Source organism: Pseudomonas sp. GD04091 (assembly GCF_029836165.1).
Lineage (GTDB): Bacteria > Pseudomonadota > Gammaproteobacteria > Pseudomonadales > Pseudomonadaceae > Aquipseudomonas.
The window spans coordinates 320,793-343,701 of record NZ_JAOEBG010000003.1 but is presented as its reverse complement, the minus strand read 5'-3'; the positions used below and the strand labels follow the sequence as shown (position 1 = coordinate 343,701).

The following is a 22,909-nucleotide window of genomic DNA, read 5'->3' as shown; positions in this document are numbered from 1 at the left end:
AACGCGCATCAAGAGTTTGCTGACGATCAACACGGGGTAGGTCTCGTTCATACGTTCCGGCACAGTAGCCTACCGGGGCGGCGGGTGCAATATGCCCGTAAACACGGGGAAACGAAGGCAATGACAGACAAAGACCGGCGATTTGCTATGGTCATGCAGCTTGTCCCGATAAAAACAACGAAAAGGATATTCATGCATGCACAAGGCTCCTTTGCTGCGCACGTCACTTGCAGCCTTGGCACTGGCTTGCAGTCAGGCCATGGCCGCCCCCTCCCCTTACAGCTCGCTCGTCGTCTTCGGCGACAGCCTCAGCGATGCCGGGCAGTTTCCCGACCTGACCGGCGGCACGGCGGGCATGCGCTTCACCAACCGTGACGACAACGGCAACTTCGCGCCGGTCTCGCCAATGATCCTTGGCGCCAGGTTGGGTTTCAGCGAGACCTCGCTCGGCCCCTCCACCTCGCTCACCCACCTGCTGCAGGGGCTGCCCGACGGCAACAACTGGGCGGTGGGCGGCTATACCACCCAACAAGTCCTCGACTCGATCACCACCCGTTCGCAGACGGTAATTCCCCCAGGCCAACCCGGCGCCGGCACCGTGTTGCGCGAGCGTCCCGGTTATCTGGCCAACGGCCTGGCGGCCGACCCGAACGCGCTGTACTACCTGACCGGCGGCGGCAACGATTTCCTCCAGCGTCTGGTCACCAGCCGCGCCAGCGCCGCGGCCGCCGGCGCCCGCCTGGCCGCCAGCGCCCAGGCTCTGCAGCAGGCCGGCGCGCGCTACATCATGGTCTGGCTGCTGCCCGACCTGGGACAGACGCCCAACTTCAGCGGTACCCTCCAGCAGGGTCAGCTGTCGCTGCTCTCCGGCGTGTTCAACCAGTCGCTGGTCAGTCAACTTGCCGGCATCGATGCCGAGATAATTCCACTGAACGTGCCGGTGCTGCTTCAGGAAGCACTGGCCAACCCGACGCAGTTCGGCCTGGCCGCCGACCAGAACCTGATAGGCACCTGCTACAGCGGCAACGGCTGCGTGGGCAATCCGGTCCATGGCGTCAACGGCACGGCCCCCGATCCGACCCGTCTGCTGTTCAACGACTCCGTGCATCCGACCATCGCCGGCCAGCAACTGATCGCCGACTACGGCTTTTCGATTCTGGCCGCGCCATGGGAGCTGACACTGCTGCCGGAAATCGCCCACGCCAGCATCCGCGCCCATCAGGACGAGCTGCGCAATCAGTGGCAGACGCCGTGGCAGGCAGTCGGTCAGTGGCAGGCATTCGTCGCCACCGGCGGCCAGGACCTGGACTTCGGCAGCCAGCGCAGCGCAGCCAGTGGTGACGGGCGTGGCTACAACCTGACCTTGGGTGGCAGCTACCGGCTCGATGACGCCTGGCGCGTAGGCCTGGCCGCCGGGGTCTACCGGCAGAAGCTCGAAGTCGGCCAGCAAGACTCGGACTACAAACTCGACAGCTACCTGGGCAGTGCCTTCGCCCAGTTCCACCAGGATCGCTGGTGGGCCGACGCGGCGCTGAGTGTCGGGCACCTCGACTACCGCGACCTGAAGCGCACCTTCGCCCTGGGGGTGAACGAACGCAGCGAAAAAGGCGATACCGATGGCGAGGCCTGGGCCGTCACCGCGCGGCTGGGTTACAACCTGATGCCCGAGGGCGGCGCCTGGCAGTTGGCACCGTTCGTCAGCGCCGACTATGCGCGGGTCAAGGTCGATGGCTACGACGAGAAGAGCGGCCGCTCCACGGCGCTCGGCTTCGACGATCAGGAACGTACGTCACGTCGGCTGGGGGCCGGCTTGCTGGGTAGCGTGCAGGTCCTGCCGACGACCAAGCTGTTTGCCGAGGTCGCCCGCGAACACGAATTCGAAGATGACCAGCAGGATCTGCGGATGCGCCTGACCAGCCTGCCGGCGAACGACTTCACCCTCACCGGGTATACGCCGCACAGCAACCTGACCCGCGCCAGCCTGGGCGTGACCCATGAGCTGGTGCCGGGGCTGAACCTGCGGGGGAACTACAACTGGCGCAAGAGTGATGAGTTGCGCCAGCAGGGCGTGAGCCTGGCGTTGAGCGTCGACTTCTGAGTGGCCGGGGCCGCTTTGCAGCCCATTCGCGGTAAACCCGTGAATGGACTGCGCGGCAGCCCGATCAATCTACTTGGCGCAGGTCTGCTCGGCCAGCGCCACCGCGCGGAACATCGCCCGGCGCTTGTTGATGGTTTCTTCCCACTCCAGCGCCGGCACCGAGTCGGCGACGATACCGCCACCGGCCTGCACGTGCAGCTCGCCGTCCTTGATCACTGCGGTGCGGATGGCGATGGCGGTGTCCATGTTGCCGTTCCAGGCGAAGTAACCCACCGCGCCGCCGTAGACACCACGCTTGACCGGCTCCAGCTCGTCGATGATCTCCATGGCGCGGATCTTCGGCGCGCCGGACAAGGTGCCGGCCGGCAGGATCGCCCGCAGCGCGTCCATCGCGGTCAGCCCTTCGCGCAACTGGCCGGTCACGTTGGAGACGATGTGCATCACGTTCGAGTAGCGCTCGATCACCATTTTTTCCGTCAGGCGCACACTGCCGGTCGCAGACACTCGACCGACATCGTTGCGGCCCAGGTCGATGAGCATCAGGTGCTCGGCGATCTCCTTGTCGTCCGACAGCAGGTCGTCTTCCAGCGCACGATCCGCCTCTTCCGTGGCCCCGCGTGGACGGGTACCGGCGATCGGACGCACGGTGACCAGATTGTCCTCCACACGCACCAGCACCTCCGGCGAACTGCCGACCACGTGGAAGTCACCGAAGTTGAAGAAGTACATGTACGGCGTCGGGTTGAAGCAGCGCAGCGCCCGGTACAGATCGATGGGCGCGGCCTGGAAGTCGATGGACATGCGCTGCGACGGCACCACCTGCATGCAGTCACCGGCAAGGATGTATTCCTTGATGCGGTTCACCGCGTTTTCGTAGTCGGCACGGGTGTAGCTGGAGCGGAACGCCGGCTCGGCGGCCTGCGGACCGCCGAGGTCGAGGCCTCGGCGCGGGGCGATCGGCTGGCGCAGCTTGTCCAGCAGACCCTGCAGGCGAGCCTGGCCCTGTTCGAACGCTTGCTCTTCGCTCGGGTCGACCAGCACGATCGCGTGCATCTTGCCGGCCAGGTTGTCGAACACCACCACCGCGTCGGAGACCATCAGCAGGATGTCCGGCACGCCCAGCGGGTCCGGATTCGGGCTGCCCCCCAGGCGCGTCTCCACATAACGCACGCAGTCATAGCCAAAGTAACCGACCAGGCCACCATTGAAGCGCGGCAACCCCGGAATGTCGGCAACCTTGTAGCGATCCTTGAACGCCTCGACGAAGGCCAGCGGGTCCTCGACATCGTGGCTTTCCACCTCGACCCCATCCTGCAGGATGCTGACGTGATAGCCATGCACACGCAGCACAGTGCGCGATGGCAGGCCGATCATCGAATAGCGCCCCCACTTCTCGCCACCCTGCACGGACTCGAGCAGGTAGGAGTTGGGCTGGTCGGCAAGTTTCAGGTAGATCGACAGCGGCGTGTCGAAGTCGGCCAGGGTTTCACAGGCCAGGGGAATGCGGTTGTAGCCGGCAGCGGCCAGGCGCAGGAATTCTTCGCGGGTCATGGGTAGCCTCGTGGCAAGCAGCAATGGGGTCGGGCAAGCGGACGGGCCGGCAGGCGCCGGCGGGCAGGAGTCAGGCGCGCCAACGCCAACGGGCCAGGGCCTTGATGACTTTCATCCAGAATTTGCCGGTAACCGCCACGTCGTTGTCTCTGCTTTGCGGGGCTTGAAGGTCCGCCAACGTTATCCCAGTGTCAGTGACTAAGCAACCGGGCAGCAGCAAGCGCAAATCGCTGATCACCAGGCTGGGGGACTCTTCGTCGATCGGCCGACCATGGTTGTAGCCGTAGGTCAGGCCGACGCACTGCACCCCCGCCGCCCTGGCCGCCAGCACATCGCTGCGCGAGTCGCCGACGAACAGCGACTCGGCCGGCGAGACACCTGCCATCTTCATCACGAACAGCAGCGCCGCCGGATCGGGTTTCTTCTGCGGGAGGGTGTCGCCGCCGATGATCCAGCGGAAGTAGCGACCGATCTTCATCTGGTCTAGCAGGGGAGCGACGAAGCGTTCGGGCTTGTTGGTGATCAGCGCCATCTCCACGCCCTGCTTGCGCAGCCAGCGCAAGGTGTCGCGCACGCCAGGGTAGACCATGGTGAGTTCATGGCTTTGGGCGTAGGCCTCCATGAACAGCGCCAGGGCGCGCTCGGCCAGCTCATCGTCCACGGTATCGTGTTCGATGTCACCGGCCAGGGCCCGGCGGACCAGCACCTGGGCGCCGTTGCCGACCCAGTGACGCACCGCCTCCAGCCCGGCAGGCGGGCGCCCGAGTTCGAGCAGCATGCGGTCGACGGCTGCGGCCAGGTCCGGTACCGAGTCGATCAGGGTGCCATCCAGATCGAACATCACCAGCCTGGGCAGCGTCCCCGGGAACAGCTGCTCGAAGCCGCTCATGCGCGTGCCAGCACCATTTCGGCACGCATCTTGTCGATGACTTCCTTGTAGTCCGGGGCATTGAAGATCGCCGAGCCGGCCACGAAAGTGTCGGCGCCAGCGGCAGTGATCTCGCGGATGTTGTTGACGTTGACGCCGCCGTCGATCTCCAGGCGGATGTCACGGCCGCTGGCGTCGATCAGCGCGCGGGCCTCGCGCAGCTTGTCGAGGGTGCCGGGAATGAACTTCTGCCCGCCGAAGCCTGGGTTTACGCTCATCAGCAGGACCATGTCGATCTTGTCCATCACGTACTTCAGGGCGTCCAGGCCGGTGGCCGGATTGAACACCAGGCCGGCCTTGCAACCCCCGTCACGGATCAACTGCAGCGAACGGTCGATGTGCTGCGAGGCTTCCGGGTGGAAGGTGATGTAGGTGGCGCCGGCCTCGATGAAGTCGCCGATGATACGGTCGACCGGGCTGACCATCAGGTGCACGTCGATCGGCGCGGTCACGCCGTACTTGCGCAGCGCGCTGCAGACCATCGGGCCGATGGTCAGATTGGGCACGTAATGGTTGTCCATGACATCGAAGTGGACGATGTCGGCCCCGGCGGCCAGGACCTTGTCGACGTCCTCGCCCAGGCGGGCGAAATCGGCGGACAGAATGGAGGGGGCAATAGCGTAGGGCTGCATGGCGCACCTGTTGGGCAGAATCACGGTGGCGCGCATTGTAACTCAGGGAAGCGGATCGGGGCTGATTGGTATCAAGGGTGTGAAACGGCCAGTAGGGCAAACAGCCTGGGAGCGGCGATGCGGCGACCCGACTTGCCCCGCGATTGCGACGAGACTTCCACTACCGCTATCGCGAGGCAAGCCCGCGCCCACGCCACCCGCGCCTACCCATTGCCGATCCCGCATGCACTCGGATCAGGCCGGTTGCTGCGTTCTGAGCTTCTCGCTACGCCCGCGCAACCACTCCAGGGTCAGCAACAGAACCACCGAGAACGCGATCAGCAAGGTGGCCGCCGCCGCAATGGTCGGGCTCAGGTTCTCGCGAATGCCGCTGAACATCTGCCGTGGCAGGGTCGCCTGCTCCGGCCCGGCGAGGAACAGCGTCACCACCACCTCGTCGAACGACGTGGCAAAGGCGAACAACGCCCCGGAAATCACCCCGGGGGCGATCAGCGGCAGGGTCACCCGACGGAAGGCCAGCAATGGCGAGGCGCCCAGGCTGGCCGCCGCCCGCACCAGGTTGTAGTTGAACCCCTGCAACGTGGCCGACACGGTGATGATCACGAACGGCACCCCCAGCACCGCATGCACCAGTATCAGCGAGACGAAGCTGTTGCCCATGCCCAGCGGGGCGAAGAACAGATAGCTGGCCACACCGATGATCACCACCGGCACCACCATCGGCGAGATCACCAGCGCCATCACCAGCGACTTGCCGGGGAAATCGCCGCGAGTCAGGCCAATGGCCGCCAGGGTGCCGAAGACCATGGCCAGCACCGTGGCCGCCGGGGCGACGATGATGCTGTTCTTCAAGGCGCGCATCCATTCGGCGGAGGCGAAGAAGTCCTGGTACCAGTGCAGCGAAAAGCCCTGCAGCGGATAGACCAGGAAACTCCCGCTGTTGAACGACAACGGCACGATCACCAGCACTGGCAGCACCAGGAACAGCAGGATCAGGCCGCAGAGGATACGCAGGCTGTAGAACCACACCCGCTCCACGGGCGACATGTAAGGGTTCGGCATGACGAGGCTCCTCAGCTCAGGCGCAGGCGGCTGGCGCCGACCAGCCAGCTATAGATCAGGTACAGCAGCACGGTCGCCAGCAGCAACAGCCCGCCCAGCGCGGTGGCCATGCCCCAGTTGATGCTGGTGTTGGTGTAGAAGGCGACGAAGTAGCTGACCATCTGGTCGTTCGGGCTGCCCAGCAGCGCCGGGGTGATGTAGTAGCCGATCGAAATGATGAACACCAGCAGGCAGCCGGCGCCGACACCGGCATAGGTCTGTGGGAAATACACCCGCCAGAAGCTGGCGAACGGGTGGCAGCCCAGCGAGATCGCCGCACGCATGTAGCTGGGCGAGATGCCCTTCATCACGCTGTACAACGGCAGGATCATGAACGGCAGCAGGATGTGCACCATGGCGATGTACACACCGGTGCGGTTGAACACCAGTTCCAGCGGCTGGTCGATGATGCCCGTGGCCATCAGCGCGCTGTTGATCAGGCCGCCCGACTGCAGTAGCACGATCCACGCCGCCACCCGCACCAGGATCGAAGTCCAGAACGGCAACAGCACCAGGATCATCAGCAGGTTGCTCTGGCGGGTCGGCAGGTTGGCCAGCAGATACGCCAACGGATAGGCCAGCACCAGGCAGATCACGGTGATCACCACGCCCATCCACAGGGTACGGGCGAAGATATCCAGGTAGATGGCCTGGTCCGGCGTGGCCTTGGCCAGTTCACCGAGGTCGTCGATACGGTGGTCAAGGGCCGCCAGCAGGTAGAACGGCGTGACACTGCTGGTGTTGCGGCGAATCGCCTGCCAGTAGGCCGGGTCGCCCCAGCGCTCGTCGAGAGTCTGCAGCGCATCTTTATAGGAAGCGGGCTGCGCCTTGAACGGCAACGCCCGCGCAGTCTTGGCCAGCAGGCTGCGGTAACCGGCCAGCTCCATGTTCAGGCGTTTGGAGAGATCGCCCAGGGTCTGGTTCTTGCGCGACTCGGCCAGGTCCTGGCTCAGGGCCTTGTACACCGCCTCGCCTGGCAGGCTCTTGCCATCCCACTGCGCCACCGCCTCGACGGTGCGCGGCAGCCCGGCGACCACCTCGGGGTTGCCGACGCTCTTGTACAGCAGCGCCGCGATGGGTACCAGGAACACCAGCAACAGGAACAGCACCAGCGGTGCGATCAGCGCCTGGGCCCTCCAGCGGTTGACCCGCTCGGCATGCTTGAGGCGCTGCTTGAGGCTTTTACCCGCGCCTTCGTTGAGGGGCACTGCAATGGCCATGGCGAACTCCGCGATACAGGCTGAAATTAGGGCTGCTGCGCAGCCCATCGCCGGCAAGCCGGCTCCCACAAGTACTGCACTGGTTTCAGGGAGTGTGCGATCCCTGTGGGAACCGGCTTGCCGGCGATGAGCCGCGTAGCGGCTCCAGGTGGTTTACTTCTTCGCCGCCCAGGCGTTGAAGCGTTGCTCCAGCTGTTCGCTGTTGTCGGCCCAGAACGCCACGTCGATCTGCACCTGGTTGGCGATGTTCTCAGGCGTGGTCGGCATGTCCTTCTTCACCGCATCGGCCAGCAGCGGGACAGCCTTGGAGTTGGCCGGGCCGTAGGCGATGTTCTCGGAGTAGGTCTTCTGCTGCTCGGGCTGGACGGTATAGGCGATGAACTTCTTCGCCTCCTCCACATTCTTGGCGCCTTTCGGAATCGCCCAGGCGTCGAAGTCGTAGATGCCGCCGTTCCACACCACCTTGAGATTGCTCTCTTTCTGCACCGCGGCGATGCGGCCGTTGTAGGCCGAGCTCATGACTACATCACCCGAGGCCAGGTACTGCGGCGGCTGGGCGCCGGCTTCCCACCACTGGATGCTCGGCTTGAGCTGGTCGAGTTTCTTGAAGGCGCGGTCCTGGCCTTCCTTGGTGCCGAGCACCTTGTACACCTCTTTCGGCGCGACGCCGTCGGCCATCAGGGCGAATTCGAGGGTGTACTTGGCGCCCTTGCGCAGGCCACGCTTGCCCGGGAATTGCTTGGTGTCCCAGAAGTCGGCCCAGCTGGTGGGAGCGGTCTTGAGCTTGTCGGCGTTGTAGGCCAGCACCGTGGACCAGACGAAGAAACCTACACCACATGGCTGGATGGCACCCGGCACATAGTCGGCCTCGTTGCCGAACAACGCGGGGTCGAGCTCTTCGAACATGCCTTCATCGCAGCCGCGGGCCAGCTCCGGAGACTCCACCTCCACCAGGTTCCAGCTCACGCTCTTGGTATCGACCATGGCTTTGACCTTGGCCATCTCACCGTTGTACTCCCCAGCGACGATCTTGCCCTTGCCGGCCTTCTCCCATGGCTCGTAGAACGCCTTGACCTGGGCGGCCTTGTTGGCACCACCGAAGGAAATCACGGTCAGGTCAGCCGCCATGGCCTGGCCGGCGACGAACAGCCCCAGTGCCAGTGCGGTCAGTTTCAACTGCTTGTGCATTATTGTTCTCTCCACAGTACAGGGTTGGTGCAGCATTCCATCAGTGAGCCTGGGCAATCGGATCGAGCGCGCGGGCGTGCTCCACCGCCCACCCCAGCGGTACCACATCGCCCACGGCCAGGGCCGGGTCGAGCTCGGCGATCGGCTGTTTCACGAAGAAGTCGGCCTTGCCGCAAACCTCCAGGCGAACACGCACGTGATCGCCCAGGTAGATGAACTCGGCCACACGGCCGGAGAAGCGGTTGACGCAGTTCTCGCCATGGCCGTTGAGGCGCACCCGCTCGGGGCGAATCGACAATGTCACCGGCTCGCCAGCCTGGCCGACGTTCACCGCCAGTGCCTCGACCCGCTCGCCACGCGCCAGTTGCACCTGGCAACGCTTGCCGTCCGTGGCCAGCAGGGTGCCGTTGATCCGGTTGTTCTCGCCGATGAAGTTGGCGACGAAGGTGTTGCAGGGCTCCTCGTAGAGCGTGCGCGGATCGGCGATCTGCTGGATCTCGCCCTGGTGGAACACCGCCACGCGGTCGGACATGGTCAACGCCTCGCCCTGGTCGTGGGTCACGTACACCACCGTCACGCCCAGGCGCTGGTGGATGTGCTTGATTTCCATCTGCATGTGTTCGCGCAGTTGCTTGTCCAGCGCACCAAGCGGCTCGTCCATCAGCACCAGCTGCGGTTCGAACACCAGGGCGCGTGCCAAGGCCACGCGCTGCTGCTGGCCGCCGGACAACTGGCCGGGGTAGCGCTGGGCGAAGGCATCGAGCTGGACCATGTTGAGCACGCGCTTGACCCGCTCGCTGATGTCGGTCTTGCTCAGGTTGCGCACGGTCAGCGGGAAGGCCAGGTTCTCGGCCACGGTCATGTGCGGGAACAGCGCGTAATTCTGGAACACCATGCCGATGTCGCGTTTGTGGGGCGGCACGTTGTTGATCGAGCGCCCGGCCAGCTGAATCTCGCCGGCAGTGGGGGTCTCGAAGCCGGCCAGCATCATCAGGCTGGTGGTCTTGCCCGAGCCGGACGGACCGAGCAGGGTGAGGAACTCGCCCTTGCGAATGTCCAGGTTGAGGTCCTTGACGATCAGCGATTCGCCGTCGTAGCTCTTCTGCACACCTCGGAAGCTGACCAGCGTCTCGTTCGAACTCGCCTCGCTCATGCCCTGCACCTTCTTGTTGGAATGACTGCGTGGGCAAAGCGTAGAAGAGACGCGAAATCCCGGAAATCGGGGGCGCTGAGAGAATGGCATCAGCCGGATGGAAGATTTGCCGTAGGGATCGCCCTACAAGGATGGCGGGATTGGAATGCTGCCCACCGGCAGTCGAGCAACCTGTGGGAGCGGGCTTGCCCGCGAATGGCCAGCTCGGCCACCGAGATCAGCAGGTCGGGCCCATTGGCGGGCAAGCCCGCTCCCACAGGGAATGTGGCTACCTTGCCAACCTCCATGTCGCAATCACACCAGCTTGTGCTCCATGGCGTACTTCACCAGCTCGGCCAGCGAGTTGACCTTGAGCTTCTGCATCAGCCGTGCCTTGTGCGTGCTGATGGTCTTGTTCGACAGCGCCAACTGCTGGGCGATGTCGTTGACATTGGCGCCCTGGGCCAGGCGTTCGAACACCGAGAACTCGCGTTCGGACAGCAAGGTATGCAACGGCCGGGTCTCGGTCAGGCCCACTTCGAAGACCATCCGGTCGGCAAGGCTCGGGTCGATGTAGCGTCCGCCCCCGGCGACCCGGCGAATGGCCGTGAGCAACAACGCCGGATCGCTGTCCTTGGTGGCGTAGCCGGCAGCGCCCGCCTTCAGCGCACGCGCGGCCATCTGCGCCTCGTCGTGCATCGACAGCATCAGGATGGCCGGTGGGTTGCTCAAGGCGCGAATCCGTGGAATCGCCTCCAGCCCGTTCACCCCCGGCATGGAAATATCCAGCAGTACCACTTCGCAAGCGGTATGGCGCAGCGCCTCCAGCAACTGCTCGCCATTGCCCGCCTCGCCCACGACCTGCATGTCCCTGGCCAGGCCGATCAACTGCTTGATGCCTTCCCGGACGATGGTATGGTCTTCCGCCACCAGCACTCGAATCACGTTCCCGCCTCCTGTTGCAAAGGAATCACCACACTCAGGCTGGTGCCCTCGCCCGGCTCGCTGTCCAGCACCATGCTGCCGCCCAGCATCAGCACCCGCTCACGGATCCCCACCAGGCCGAAGGAGGTTGGCCGTTGGGCATCGACGACGAAGCCCACACCATCGTCGACGACCGACATGCGCAACTGCCCGGACTCGTGCACCAAGGCAATCTGCACCGTGTGCGCCCGGGCGTGACGCATGACATTGGTCAGCGCCTCCTGAAGAATGCGGAACAGGCCGGTGGCCTTGGCGTCGCTCAACGGCGCCAGCTGCTCCGGCACCTCGACCAGGCAGGGAATCTGTGTCCGGGCCTCGAAACGTCGGGCCTGCCACTCGATCGCCGAGGCGATGCCGGCATCGAGGATCGGCGGGCGCAGGGCGCTGGCAACATCACGCACCAGCTGGAACAACTGGGCGATCAAGCGCTTCATGTTGCCCAGCCGCTCGTTGAGCCCGGCATCCAGCTCGGCGCAGGCCAGCTCGCACATCGACACTTCGAGCTTGAGCACCGTGAGCATCTGCCCGAGCTCGTCATGAACCTCGCGGGCGATGCGCGCCTTTTCCTCCTCGCGCACGCTCTCCAGGTGCGCCGACAATTCACGCAGCTGTTCCTGGGAACTGGCCAGCGCCAGCTCGGCCTGCTTGCCCTGGGTGATGTCCCAGACCACGCCGTCCCAGACCATGCGGCCATTGGCCAGGCGGCGGGTGGTCGCCTTGATGTCGGCCCAGCGCTGCTCGCCCTGGCGCGTGAGGATGCGGCCTTGCCACGACCAGTCCCGATCACTGGCCAGGGCCAGGTCCTGGACCCGGTGATAGTCGGCGCGATCCTCCGGGTGGACCAGGTTGCGCAACCCCATCTGCGGGTGCTGGATCGCTGCCGGGCTGTAGCCGACCAAGGCTTCGCTGCCTTCGCTGATATAGGGAAACTCCGGTTCGCCTTCGGCAGGGTCGCGCTCCAGGCGAAACACCAGGCCGGGCACATTGCCAGCAATCCCCTTGAGCCGCGCCTCGCTTTCGCGCAACGCGGCCAGGGCGCGGCGGCGCTCGGTGACATCGACGAGAAACACCACCAGGTATTCGGCATCGCGAAAACGCAGGAACGACAGCGACAGCTCCACCGGCAGCAAGCTGCCGTCCGCGCGCCGGCACTGGCTTTCGAACGATGGCTCGCCCCCCTCACCGGAGCGCGCGCGCTTCCACAGTTCGAGCCAGCGATCCATGTTCAGGGTAGGGTCGATATCGAGCAGCGGCCGCTCCAGCAGCGCCCCCTCGCCGAACCCGAGCATGCGCTCGGCGGCGTGGTTGGCATAGCGCACGTGGCTGTCCCAGTTGACCCAGAGAATGCCCACGGTGCTCTGGTCGATGGAGAACTGACTGAGGCGCAGTGCCTCTTCGCGTACCTGGCGCTCCACCAGGCTCTCGCGTGCCGCCAAGAGGCTGCGCTCCAGCCCTCGCTGTTGTCGACGCTGCCAGATCAAGGTCGCCAACGCGCCCAGCAGCAACAGGCCGAACAACAAGGCGAGGTTCTGCCAGAAACCGGCGGACTCGGCGAAACGCGGGTACTTCGGTTGCAGCCAGCGCTGGTGGAGCTGTTCGAGCGTCCTGGCCGGCATGGCCTGCAACGCACGCTCGAGCACCTCGGCAAGCAGCGGCCAGTCGCGCCGGGATCCGACCCGCAACAGCTGCGGCAGGCCGATATCGCCCACCACCGCCAGCTCGGCGAATTCGCCTTCGCGCGACAGGCGACTGAGCTGCGCCTCGTCCATCACGGCAAAGCTGACCTGGCCGCCCAGCACCCAGTGCAAGGCTTCGCGCTCGTTGGGCACCCCCTGCAGATTGAGGTGGCTGTAGTTGCCCCGCAGGTAGTCGGCCAGGGTGCTCGGCATGCGCACCGCTACCCGTTCATTGGCAGTCAGCTTCTCCAGATCCACCGCCACCGCGCCGCTGCGCGCGCCCACCACCAGTTGAGGGATTCGCATGTAAGGGTCGCTGAACAGCCACAAGCGCAAGCTGGCTGGCGTCTGGGTCAGCCCGGGAGCGAAGTCGACCTCGCCCGCCTGCAGCGCGTGCTCGAGCGAGGCCTGGTCGGGAAAGCCGCGCCAGGTGAGGTCGAGCCTCAGCGCCTGGGCGATGGCGCCGACCAGCTCGACATTGGCCCCGTAGAACTGCTGCAGGCGCCGGTCGAACTGGGCATATGGCGCCTGCAGCACCAGGCCGACGCGCAGGCTGCGGTGCTCGTCCAACCACTGCTTCAGAGGCGGTTCCAACACCACGCCCGGCGGCGCCTCGGTTCTTGCCAGGGCGATCAAGGGTAGACACAACCAGCCGATAACCCACAGGCAACGCACTCGCTTCATCTATACGCTCGTCTTGGCAATGACGGTCCACGGCGTGGCCGTCGCGGGCAAATACCATTAGGCTGCCGGTATGATTCTGGCCTTGGATTGATCGATGTTCACACTTTATCGCACGACGCTGGCAATGTTCTGCCTGGCTTCGGTCCTGCCCCTCGGCGCTTACGCCGCCGAAACCGAAAAACCGCAGGAAGCCGCCGAGGCGGCCGCTCCCGCCCCTCGCCCGCCGCTGCTCGAGCGCAGCCAGGATGATGCCCTGGCCCTCGAGCGCCAGGTGCCCAAGGCCGAGCAACAGACCTTGCAGGCCAACGGCGAAAACTTCCTGGCATTGTGGAAACCGGCCAACGACAGCGACCCGCAGGGCGTGGTGATCATCGTTCCTGGCGCGGGTGAAAACGCTGACTGGCCGACGACGGTTGGGCCGCTGCGTCGTGGTTTCCCTGACGTCGGCTGGGGCACCCTGAGTGTGAGCCTGCCCGACCTGCTGGCCGAGCGCCCGCAGGCGCGGGTCGAGGCCAAACCCGCTGTCGAACCGAAGCAAGACCAGGGCGAATCGGCACCGGCCAAGGACACTCCAGCCGACGCCAACGCCAACGTGGCCCAGGCCACGGCCCCCGAGGTCGACGCCGCCGAAAGCACCGATGCGGTGGCGGCGGACGACCATGATGATCAGGCGGATGCCGAACGCATCTTCGCTCGGCTCGACGCCGCCGTGGCCTACGCCCAGCAACAGAAGGCCCGCAGCATCGTCCTGCTCGGCAATGGCAGCGGCGCCTATTGGGCCGCACGCTATCTCGGCGAAAAGCAGCCACCCCAGGTACAGAAGCTGGTGATGGTCTCCGCCCAGAGCCCGGCGCGGGTGGAACACGACCTGCAGAGCCTGACCCCGACCCTGAAGGTACCCACCGCCGACATCTATTACGCCGTCCGCACCCAGGACCGGGCGGCAGCTCAGCTGCGCCTGCAGGCGAGCAAGCGACAGAAGGACAGCCAGTACCGCCAGCTGTTGCTGATGGCAATGCCAGGCGACAAGGCGTCAGAGCAGGAACAGCTGCTACGCCGGGTGCGTGGCTGGTTGACGCCCAAGGAGTAATGGAATGCATCGCGGGCCACACGCAGCATCCGTGGGATGCTGGCTGGCCCGCGTTGACGTCGTTACAGCCCCCGCCGCTTGCGGATCATGGCATAGGCCTGGTGCAGCTCGCGGGTGTGCTCGGTCGCCTCGCGCACCCTCGCCTCGCCAGCCCCGCTGCCCACCAGCTTGTCCGGATGGTGCCGGCTGAGCAGACGGCGGTACGCCTGCTTGACCTTCTCCGCTTCGGTATCCGGCTCCACACCCAGCAGCCGCAGTGCCGCGGCATAGGTCATGGCGCCGCCCTCCAGCGCAGACTTGCGCGGCTCGTACTCCAGCGACAACGCCTGCACCTGATTGCGACTGAGCCCCAACTGCTGCCCCCAACCCAGCAGCAGGTCGCGCTCCTGACGCCCCGCCTTGCCGTCAGCCCAGACCATCCGCCAGCAGGCACGCAGGGTGCCCTCGGCGGCATGCGGCTGCAGCTTGATACGGCGCAGGTAGTGCCCCAGACGGTCCTTGCCTGACTTGCCCCGGTTGAACGCGGCAATCGCCCGCATGCGCGCAGGCTCGGCCAGATCCAGGCGGATCATCTCCTGGCGCGCCTGCTGGATATGCCCCTCCACCACCCGCCCGTCGCTCTTGGCCAAACGCCCGAGCAGGACGAACAGCAGTTCTTCATCACGCAACGCCGGGCGTCCGCCCAGTCGCTCGCGCACATCCTCCCATCCCTGCAGACGCAGACGCCGATCCATGGCCTGGCCCAGCAGCGCCCCCAGCAACGCACCGGGGATGCTGGCCACGGCAAAACCGGCACCGGCACCAATCACTGTGCTCGGCCACCACATCTCAGGCGCGCTCGCCGATCAGGCGCTCGACATCGGCCAGGCGTTCGAGGGTGCCGACGTCGATCCAGTGCCCACGATAGTGCTCGCCGCTCACCCGCCCCTCGGCCATGGCCTTGCGCAGCAGCGGTGCCAGCTTGAACGCACCGGGCTGACAACCCTCGAACAGCGCCGGGTGCAGCACCGAGATGCCACTGAAGGTCAGCGTCCCCGGGGCCGTGTCGCCATCGCTCACCTGCCCGTCGATCAGGCGGAAGTCGCCACGATCGTGATGCCCCGGGTTGTCCACCAGCACCAGGTGCGCCAGCCCTTGCAGCGGCTGGCACAGGCGGGAGAAGTCGTAATCGGTCCAGACATCGCCATTGACCAGCAGGAACGGCGCATCGCCCAGCAGGGGCAGCGCCTTGAAGATCCCGCCACCGGTTTCGAGTGGCTCGCCTTCCGCCGAATAGCGGATGCTCAGGCCGAAGCGGCGGCCATCACCGAGGTGGTCCTCGATCTGCTGGCCGAGCCAGGCGTGATTGATGACCACCTCGGTGACGCCGGCCCTGGCCAGCGCTTCGAGGTGGTATTCGATCAGTGGCTTGCCGGCCGCGAGCACCAAGGGCTTTGGTGTATGCAGGGTCAGCGGGCGCATGCGTTCACCCTTGCCTGCCGCCAGGATCATCGCCTTCATGGGCGTGCCTCGCCCTTGAGCTCGGCAATCAGCTGGCCGAGCTCGGCCAGTTCGGGTCGGCGGCTGATCACTTCATCTATATAGGCAAAGAAACGCGGCACGTCGGCGAGGTAGCGCGGCTTGCCGTCACGGTGGCAGATACGGGCGAAGATACCGATGACCTTGAGGTGACGCTGCACCCCCATCAGGTCGCTGGCGCGGTGGAAGTCCTCGAAATCGGGCTGCACCGCAATACCGGCGGTGCGCGCCTTGTCCCAATAACCGCGCAGCCAGCCTTCCACGCGAGGCTGCGGCCAGCTGAGGAAGGCATCCTTGAACAGGCAGGTGATGTCGTAGGTGACCGGGCCGTAGACCGCGTCCTGGAAATCCAGCACGCCCGGGTTGGGCGCGCTGTGCATCAGGTTGCGCGGCATGTAGTCGCGGTGCACCAGCACCTTGGGCTGGGCCAGGGCGCTGTCGATCAGCACCTGGCTGACCCGTTGCCAGGTGGCCTGCTGCGTTTCAGTGAAGCTCAGACCCAGTTCGCGGCCCACGTACCACTCGGGGAACAGCTCGACCTCGCGACGCAGCAGGGCGACATCGTAGCTGGGCAGCGGCGCGTCCATCGGCAGGCGCTGGAGCGCCAGCAGCGCATCGATGGCATCGGCGAACAGGGCATCGGCGTTGTCCTGGTCGATGATGTCCAGGTAGGTCTCACGCCCCAGGTCGCCCAGCAGCAGGAAGCCACGCTCCAGGTCCTGGGCATGGATGACCGGCACGTTCACGCCCGCGCTGGCCAGCAAGTGGTCGATATCGACGAACGGGCGGCAGTTCTCCTGAGGAGGAGGGGCATCCATGACCACGAAGCTGTGGCCGGCACCTTCCCAGCGGAAGTAACGGCGGAAGCTGGCGTCGCTGCTGGCGGCGGTCAGGCTGCCCTCAGGCACGGCGCCCCAGGCGTTGGTACGGAAGAGGTTGTCCAGCTGCCCGGCGAGCCAGGCGGTCAGTTGTTGCAGGCGTACATCGTGATCGGGCATTGCAAGGGTTCTCCGACGGCCCTAGCCGTCAAGCGGGTCATGCTTTATTATCCAGCATCTTTTTCAGACCATCGAGAGGCGTGCGGCCCCCACACGCGGGCAGATGGCACGCAGGAAGCCCGGACTAATAAGATGGCATTGAAATCCCCCGCGTTTCGTAGAAAGTTTCCGTTGCTGGTGACTGGCGGTCTGCTGGCCCTGCAACCTCTGGCCACGTCGTACGTGGTGGCGGCCGAGCAGTTCGACTGCCAAGTGTCCGCCGCCGGTGGTTGGGACTGCAAGCCCAAGACCGCTGCCAACCTGCCGCCTCGCCCGGTCCATTCGGGCGCGGCCGCCGCGAGCTCGGGCGCCGAAGCGCCGGGCGAAGTCGCCGCGACCGAGGCCGAAAAGCCGATGCTGGTCACCGAGGCCAAGGGCCGTGGCCTGAAATCGCGCAGCGAAGACTACAGCCACCTGGACTGGGTCCCGCGCGAGAAGCTCACCGCCGCGCAGCTGGCCGAGACCGGCCCGTACTGCGCCGGTGCCTACATCGAGCCGATCCGCCCAGGCATGGACGACTCCACGCCCAAGGACGAGTCGCCCACCTACATCAACGCCAAGGTCTCCAAGTACCAGCAGGAGCAGCAGATCGCCACCCTCGCCGGTGACGTGGTCATGCGCCAGGGCAGCATGCAGGCCGAGGCCGATGAGGCCAACCTGTACCAGACCGAGAATCGCGGCGAGCTCAAGGGCAACGTCAAGATCCGCGACAACGGCACGCTGGTGGTCGGTGACCAGGCGCAGATCCAGCTCGACACCGGCGAAGCCCGGGTCGACAACGCCGAATATGTGATGCACAAGTCGCGTATCCGCGGCAACGCCCTGTACGCCAAGCGTGCGGAGAACGCCATCATCCGCCTCAAGGACGGTACCTACACCACCTGTGAGCCGGGCAGCAACGCGTGGCAGCTCAAGGGCAACAACATCACCCTGAACCCGGCCACCGGCTTCGGTACCGCAACCAACGTCACCCTGCGGGTCAAGGATTTCCCGGTGTTCTACACACCGTACATCTACTTCCCGATCGACGACCGTCGCCAGTCCGGTTTCCTGCCGCCATCGTTCAGCACCAGCAGCGACACCGGCTTCATGCTGGTCACCCCGTACTACTTCAACCTGGCGCCGAACTACGACGCCACGTTGTACCCGCGCTACATGGCCAAGCGCGGCATGCTGATGGAAGGCGAATTCCGTTACCTGACCAAGTCCAGCGAAGGTCAGTTCGGTGGCGCTTACCTGAGCGACCAGGACGACGACCGCGAGCTGCAGACGGACTACAAGAAAGAACGCTGGATGGTCAACTGGCAGCACAAGGGTGGCCTGGACGAGCGCCTGATGGCCGAGGTGGACTACACCGACATCAGTGACCCGTTCTACTTCCAGGACCTGGAGACCGATCAGATCGGCGTGCAGAGCCGTGACTACATCGACCAGCAGGGCGCGCTCACCTATCGCGGCGATACCTACAGCGCTCGACTGGACCTGCATGCCTACGAGCTGGCGACCATTTCGCAGATCACGCCGTACGACACACTGCCGCGGATCACGCTCAATGGCATACTGCCCTACAAACCGGGCGGTTTCGATTTCGGCTACGAAGCAGAGGCAGTGCGTTTCGATCGAGACCTGAAGAACGATCTCGTGTTTGGCAAAGACGGCCTGCCGGACGACGCCACAGGTGTTGTGCTGGATCCAACCACCGGACAGATCCTTGGCGGACGACGCCTGGACGAAAACATCTTCGGTGTCGCTCGCGCCAATGGTACCCGTCTGAACCTGGCCCCAACCGCCAGCCTCCCGATGGAGGCCAGCTACGGTTACATCACGCCCAGGCTGAAATACGTCTACACGCACTATGATCTGGACCTGGACAGCAAAGGCAAGCAGGACCTGATCGATTTCCCGGAGCGCATCCCGACCTACGGCGACTTCAAGAGCAACCAGAACCGCAACGTTCCGGTGTTCAGCGTCGACAGTGGCCTGTACTTCGACCGCGACACCCAGCTGTTCGGCACCCACTACCGCCAGACCCTCGAACCGCGACTGTTCTACCTCTACGTCCCGTACAAGGACCAGACGGACATCCCGATCTTCGACTCCGGCGAGACCGTGTTCAACTATGCCTCGCTGTTCCGTGACAACCGCTTCGCCGGCCCCGATCGTATCGGCGACGAGAACAAGCTGTCGCTGGGCGTGACCAACCGCTGGATCGAAGACAACGGCTTCCAGCGCCAGCGCTTCAGCATCGGCCAGGCGTTCTACTTCAAGGATCGCAAGGTCCAGCTGCCAGGCATCGACTACCGCACCCGCGAAGACAGCAAGTCGAAGGTCTCACCGTATGCGCTGGAGTACGAATACGCGTTCAACCGCGACTGGCGCTTCAATTCGGACTTCAACTGGGACCCGGACAGCCGAAGCACCCGCTCGGGCAGCGCAATGTTCCAATACCAGCCTGAAGACAACCCGAACAAGATCGTCAACCTTGGCTATCGCTATCGTAACGACATGATCACCTACGACCAGCTGACCGGTACCTGGAAAGTCGGCGGCGGTGACTACGGTACGCCGGGCAACCCGAACTACATCAAGGATTACTACAAGATCCAGCAGCACGACTTCTCGGTCATCTGGCCGATCGTGCCGCAATGGAGCGTGATCGCTCGCTGGCAGCACGACTACAACCGCAACCGCACCCTGGAAGCCATGGGCGGTTTCGAGTACGACAACTGCTGCTGGAAGCTGCGCCTGATCAACCGCTACTGGATCGACTACGACGATTTCAGCCAGGCCGTCCCCAACAACGAGAAGGGTGACCACGGCGTCTTCCTGCAAATCGTGCTCAAGGGCCTCGGCGGCGTCGTCGGCAACAAGGTCGAATCGTTCCTGGACCAAGGCATTCAAGGTTACCGTACACGTGAAGAGCAAGCTTATTGATCGTCTGCGCCCGCTGATGCTGGGCGCCGTATTGCTGAGTGGCGCGGTTCATGCCGCGGTGCAACCTCTCGACCGCGTCGCGGCCATCGTCGATAACGACGTGGTCATGCAGAGCCAGCTGGACCAGCGCGTGCGCGAAGTGCAGCAGACCATCGCCAAGCGTGGCGGTGGTGTGCCGCCAGCCGGCGCGCTGCAGCAGCAGGTGCTGGAGCGGCTTATCGTCGAGAACCTGCAGTTGCAGATCGGCGAGCGCTCCGGCATCCGCATCACCGACGAGGAACTGAACCAGGCCGTCGCCACCATTGCCCAGCGCAATGGCATGTCGCTGGAGCAGTTCCGCGCCGCCCTGGCCCACGATGGCCTGTCCTACGACGATGCCCGCGAGCAGATCAAGCGCGAGATGATCATCAGCCGCGTGCGCCAGCGCCGCGTGGCAGAACGCATCCAGGTCTCCGAGCAGGAAGTGAAGAACTTCCTCAACTCCGACCTCGGCAAGATGCAGATGTCGGAAGAATATCGCCTGGCCAACATTCTCATCCCGACGCCTGAAGGCGCCAACTCGGAAGCCATTCAGGCGGCCGCACGCCAGGTCGGCGACATCTACCAGCAGCTCCGACAGGGCGCCGACTTCGGCCAGATGGCCATCGCCCGCTCCGCCAGCGAAAACGCCCTGGAAGGCGGTGAGATGGGCTGGCGCAAGGCCGGCCAGCTGCCACCGGACTTCGCCAAGCTGCTCAGCGGCATGGCCATCGGTGATATCACCCAGCCGATCCGCATCCCCAACGGTTTCATCATCCTCAAGCTCGAGGAGAAGCGTGGCGGCAGCGAGAGCATCCTGCGCGACGAAGTGCATGTACGCCACATCCTGATCAAGCCGAGCGAGATCCGCAGCGAAGCCGCCACCGAGCAACTGGCCGAGCGTCTGTACGACCGGATCCAGAACGGTGAAGACTTCGCCGAGCTGGCGAAGAGCTTCTCGGAGGACCCAGGTTCCGCGCTCAACGGCGGCGACCTCAACTGGGTCGACCCGAACAGCCTGGTGCCGGAGTTCCGCGAGCAGATGGCCAACGCCCAGCAAGGCATGGTGACCAAGCCGTTCAGGACCCAATACGGCTGGCATGTGCTGGAAGTCCTGGGCCGCCGCGCCACCGACAGCACCGACCAGGCTCGCGAACAGCAAGCGATGAACGTGCTGCGCAACCGCAAGTACGACGAAGAGCTGCAAACCTGGCTGCGCCAGATCCGCGACGAAGCCTACGTTGAAATCAAGCTGCCTGGCGCCGACCAGGCCGCCCAGTGAAGCCGCAGCGCTTCGCAGTCACGCCCGGCGAACCGGCCGGCATAGGTCCCGATCTGTGCCTGCTGCTCGCCGCCGAGACACAGCCCCATCCCCTGATCGCCATCACCAGCCGTGACCTGCTCGCCGAGCGGGCCACGCAGCTGGGGCTGGCCGTCACCCTGCTGCCTGTCACGCCGGACCATCTCCCGACCCAGCCTACCCCCGCAGGCAGCCTGTACGTCTGGGATACTCCCCTGGCTACCCCGGTAGTGGCGGGGCAGCTGGACAAAGCCAACGCCGCGTTCGTCCTGCAGACCCTGACCCGCGCGGGCCAAGGCTGCCTCGACGGGCTGTTCGCCGGGATGATCACGGCCCCCGTGCATAAGGGCGTGATCAACGAAAGCGGTATCGCCTTCTCCGGGCATACCGAGTTCCTTGCCGACCTCACCCACACCACGCAAGTGGTGATGATGCTGGCCACCCACGGGCTACGCGTGGCCCTGGTGACCACTCACCTGCCCCTGCGCGACATCGCCGAGGCGATCACGGCCGAGCGCCTGGAACGCGTCACCCGCATCCTGCACGCAGACATGCGCGACAAGTTCGGCATCGCCAATCCACGCATCCTGGTCTGCGGCCTCAACCCGCACGCCGGTGAAGGCGGCCACCTGGGCCGCGAAGAAATCGACATCATCGAGCCGACCCTGGCGCGCTTGCGCGCCGAAGGCATGGACCTGCGCGGCCCATTGCCGGCCGATACCCTGTTTACCCCCAAATATCTGGAGCACTGCGACGCGGTGCTGGCGATGTACCACGACCAGGGCCTGCCCGTGCTCAAGTACAAGGGCTTTGGCGCCGCGGTCAACGTGACGCTGGGCCTGCCGATCATCCGCACCTCGGTCGACCACGGCACCGCCCTGGACTTGGCCGGCAGCGGCAAGATCGACACCGGCAGCCTGCGCGTCGCCCTGCAAACCGCCTACCAGATGGCCGAGAACCAAGCATGAACGAGCACTACCAACACCGGGCGCGCAAGCGCTTCGGTCAGAACTTCCTGCACGACGCCGGAATCATCGATCGCATCCTGCGGGCGATCAACGCCAAGGCCGGCGAACACCTGCTGGAAATCGGCCCTGGCCAGGGCGCCCTTACCGAGGGCCTGCTGGGCAGCGGCGCGCAACTGGACGTGGTGGAACTAGACAAGGATCTGGTGCCGATCCTGCAGCACAAGTTCGCTGGGCGCGGCAACTTCCGCCTGCACCAGGGCGATGCCCTGAAGTTCGACTTCAACCAGCTGGGCGTGCCGGAGCGCAGCCTCAAGGTGGTCGGCAACCTGCCCTATAACATCTCCACGCCACTGATCTTCCATCTGCTGGATCACGCCCAGCTGATTCGCGACATGCACTTCATGCTGCAGAAGGAAGTGGTCGAGCGCATGGCGGCCGGCCCTGGTGGCGGCGACTGGGGCCGTCTGTCGATCATGGTGCAGTACCACTGCCGCGTGGAGCACCTGTTCAATGTCGGCCCGGGCGCCTTCAACCCGCCACCGAAAGTCGATTCGGCCATCGTGCGTCTGGTGCCCCATGAAGTCCTGCCGCACCCAGCCAAGGACCCGCAACTGCTGGAGCGTGTAGTGCGCGAAGCTTTCAACCAGCGCCGCAAGACCCTGCGCAACACCCTCAAGGGCCTGCTCGACAGCCAGGCCATCGAAGCCGCCGGCGTCGATGGCAGCCTGCGCCCCGAGCAGCTGGACCTGGCCGCCTTCGTGCGCCTGGCCGACAAGCTGGCCGAACAGCAGGGCTGATTCGCCTTCACGGGCAAGCCCGCTTCCCCCAGAAATCGCACAATCTGTGCGGT

At 65.0% G+C, this 22,909-nt stretch carries 18 protein-coding genes; 6 read left to right on the top strand and 12 right to left on the bottom strand.

All coding sequences use genetic code 11. The features are described 5' to 3' along the window. Window positions 1-196: 196 nt before the first annotated feature. Window positions 197-2,098, top strand: coding sequence for an esterase EstP (gene estP, locus N7422_RS06570; RefSeq protein ID WP_279805742.1), 1,902 nt, complete (start codon window positions 197-199; stop codon window positions 2,096-2,098). A gap of 69 nt (window positions 2,099-2,167) precedes the next feature. On the opposite strand, the gene trpE is transcribed toward estP, so the two are convergent. The 9 genes from trpE to N7422_RS06525 form a co-directional block, all read right to left on the bottom strand. Continuing rightward, window positions 2,168-3,649, bottom strand: coding sequence for an anthranilate synthase component I (gene trpE / locus N7422_RS06565; RefSeq protein ID WP_279805741.1), 1,482 nt, complete (start codon window positions 3,647-3,649; stop codon window positions 2,168-2,170). 70 nt (window positions 3,650-3,719) lie between these two features. After that, complete coding sequence (locus tag N7422_RS06560; protein WP_279805740.1) at window positions 3,720-4,538, bottom strand: phosphoglycolate phosphatase; 819 nt, start codon at window positions 4,536-4,538, stop codon at window positions 3,720-3,722. Beyond that, a complete protein-coding gene (rpe, locus tag N7422_RS06555) occupies window positions 4,535-5,209 on the bottom strand; it encodes a ribulose-phosphate 3-epimerase (protein ID WP_279805739.1) in 675 nt (224 codons plus the stop codon). Before rpe ends, N7422_RS06560 begins: the two co-directional genes overlap by 4 nt. Before the next feature lie 234 nt (window positions 5,210-5,443). Then, window positions 5,444-6,271, bottom strand: coding sequence for an ABC transporter permease (locus N7422_RS06550; protein WP_279805738.1), 828 nt, complete (start codon window positions 6,269-6,271; stop codon window positions 5,444-5,446). Between the two features lie 11 nt (window positions 6,272-6,282). Next, entirely contained in the window at window positions 6,283-7,530 is a 1,248-nt protein-coding gene (locus N7422_RS06545; protein WP_279805737.1) for an ABC transporter permease, read from the bottom strand. Between the two features lie 153 nt (window positions 7,531-7,683). After that, window positions 7,684-8,718 (bottom strand): ABC transporter substrate-binding protein, encoded by a 1,035-nt coding sequence (locus tag N7422_RS06540; protein ID WP_279805736.1) that lies wholly within the window; start codon window positions 8,716-8,718, stop codon window positions 7,684-7,686. Between the two features lie 40 nt (window positions 8,719-8,758). Then, window positions 8,759-9,871 carry an ABC transporter ATP-binding protein gene (locus N7422_RS06535; protein WP_279805735.1) on the bottom strand — a complete coding sequence of 371 codons (1,113 nt, stop codon included), beginning with the start codon at window positions 9,869-9,871 and terminating at the stop codon, window positions 8,759-8,761. Window positions 9,872-10,165: 294 nt separating this feature from the next. Further along, window positions 10,166-10,795: a response regulator transcription factor gene (locus N7422_RS06530; protein ID WP_279805734.1), complete on the bottom strand. Its 630-nt coding sequence runs from the start codon at window positions 10,793-10,795 to the stop codon at window positions 10,166-10,168. After that, a complete protein-coding gene (locus N7422_RS06525) occupies window positions 10,792-13,194 on the bottom strand; it encodes a transporter substrate-binding domain-containing protein (RefSeq protein ID WP_279805733.1) in 2,403 nt (800 codons plus the stop codon). Before N7422_RS06525 ends, N7422_RS06530 begins: the two co-directional genes overlap by 4 nt. A gap of 94 nt (window positions 13,195-13,288) precedes the next feature. Between N7422_RS06525 and N7422_RS06520 the strand changes: the two genes are divergently transcribed. Further along, complete coding sequence (locus N7422_RS06520) at window positions 13,289-14,284, top strand: alpha/beta hydrolase family protein (RefSeq protein ID WP_279805732.1); 996 nt, start codon at window positions 13,289-13,291, stop codon at window positions 14,282-14,284. Between the two features lie 62 nt (window positions 14,285-14,346). On the opposite strand, the gene N7422_RS06515 is transcribed toward N7422_RS06520, so the two are convergent. The 3 genes from N7422_RS06515 to N7422_RS06505 are packed head-to-tail and all read right to left on the bottom strand — an operon-like array spanning window position 14,347 to window position 16,800. Next, a complete protein-coding gene (locus tag N7422_RS06515) occupies window positions 14,347-15,111 on the bottom strand; it encodes a TerB family tellurite resistance protein (RefSeq protein ID WP_279805731.1) in 765 nt (254 codons plus the stop codon). A 1-nt stretch (window position 15,112) separates the two neighbouring features. Beyond that, entirely contained in the window at window positions 15,113-15,784 is a 672-nt protein-coding gene (gene murU / locus N7422_RS06510) for an N-acetylmuramate alpha-1-phosphate uridylyltransferase MurU (protein WP_279805730.1), read from the bottom strand. Then, window positions 15,781-16,800 carry a phosphotransferase gene (locus N7422_RS06505; protein ID WP_279805729.1) on the bottom strand — a complete coding sequence of 340 codons (1,020 nt, stop codon included), beginning with the start codon at window positions 16,798-16,800 and terminating at the stop codon, window positions 15,781-15,783. Before N7422_RS06505 ends, murU begins: the two co-directional genes overlap by 4 nt. Before the next feature lie 132 nt (window positions 16,801-16,932). On the opposite strand from N7422_RS06505, the gene N7422_RS06500 reads away from it, so the two are divergent. Genes N7422_RS06500 through rsmA form a run of 4 tightly spaced genes read left to right on the top strand, consistent with a single transcriptional unit; the run spans window position 16,933 to window position 22,856 of the window. After that, window positions 16,933-19,773: an LPS-assembly protein LptD gene (locus N7422_RS06500; protein WP_279805728.1), complete on the top strand. Its 2,841-nt coding sequence runs from the start codon at window positions 16,933-16,935 to the stop codon at window positions 19,771-19,773. Then, window positions 19,754-21,073, top strand: coding sequence for a peptidylprolyl isomerase SurA (gene surA, locus N7422_RS06495; protein ID WP_279805727.1), 1,320 nt, complete (start codon window positions 19,754-19,756; stop codon window positions 21,071-21,073). Before N7422_RS06500 ends, surA begins: the two co-directional genes overlap by 20 nt. Then, a complete protein-coding gene (gene pdxA / locus N7422_RS06490; protein WP_279805726.1) occupies window positions 21,070-22,059 on the top strand; it encodes a 4-hydroxythreonine-4-phosphate dehydrogenase PdxA in 990 nt (329 codons plus the stop codon). The genes surA and pdxA overlap by 4 nt, the downstream gene beginning before the upstream one ends. Continuing rightward, on the top strand, window positions 22,056-22,856 hold the full coding sequence (rsmA, locus tag N7422_RS06485; protein ID WP_279805725.1) for a 16S rRNA (adenine(1518)-N(6)/adenine(1519)-N(6))-dimethyltransferase RsmA: 801 nt from the start codon (window positions 22,056-22,058) through the stop codon (window positions 22,854-22,856). Before pdxA ends, rsmA begins: the two co-directional genes overlap by 4 nt. Window positions 22,857-22,909: the final 53 nt, after the last annotated feature.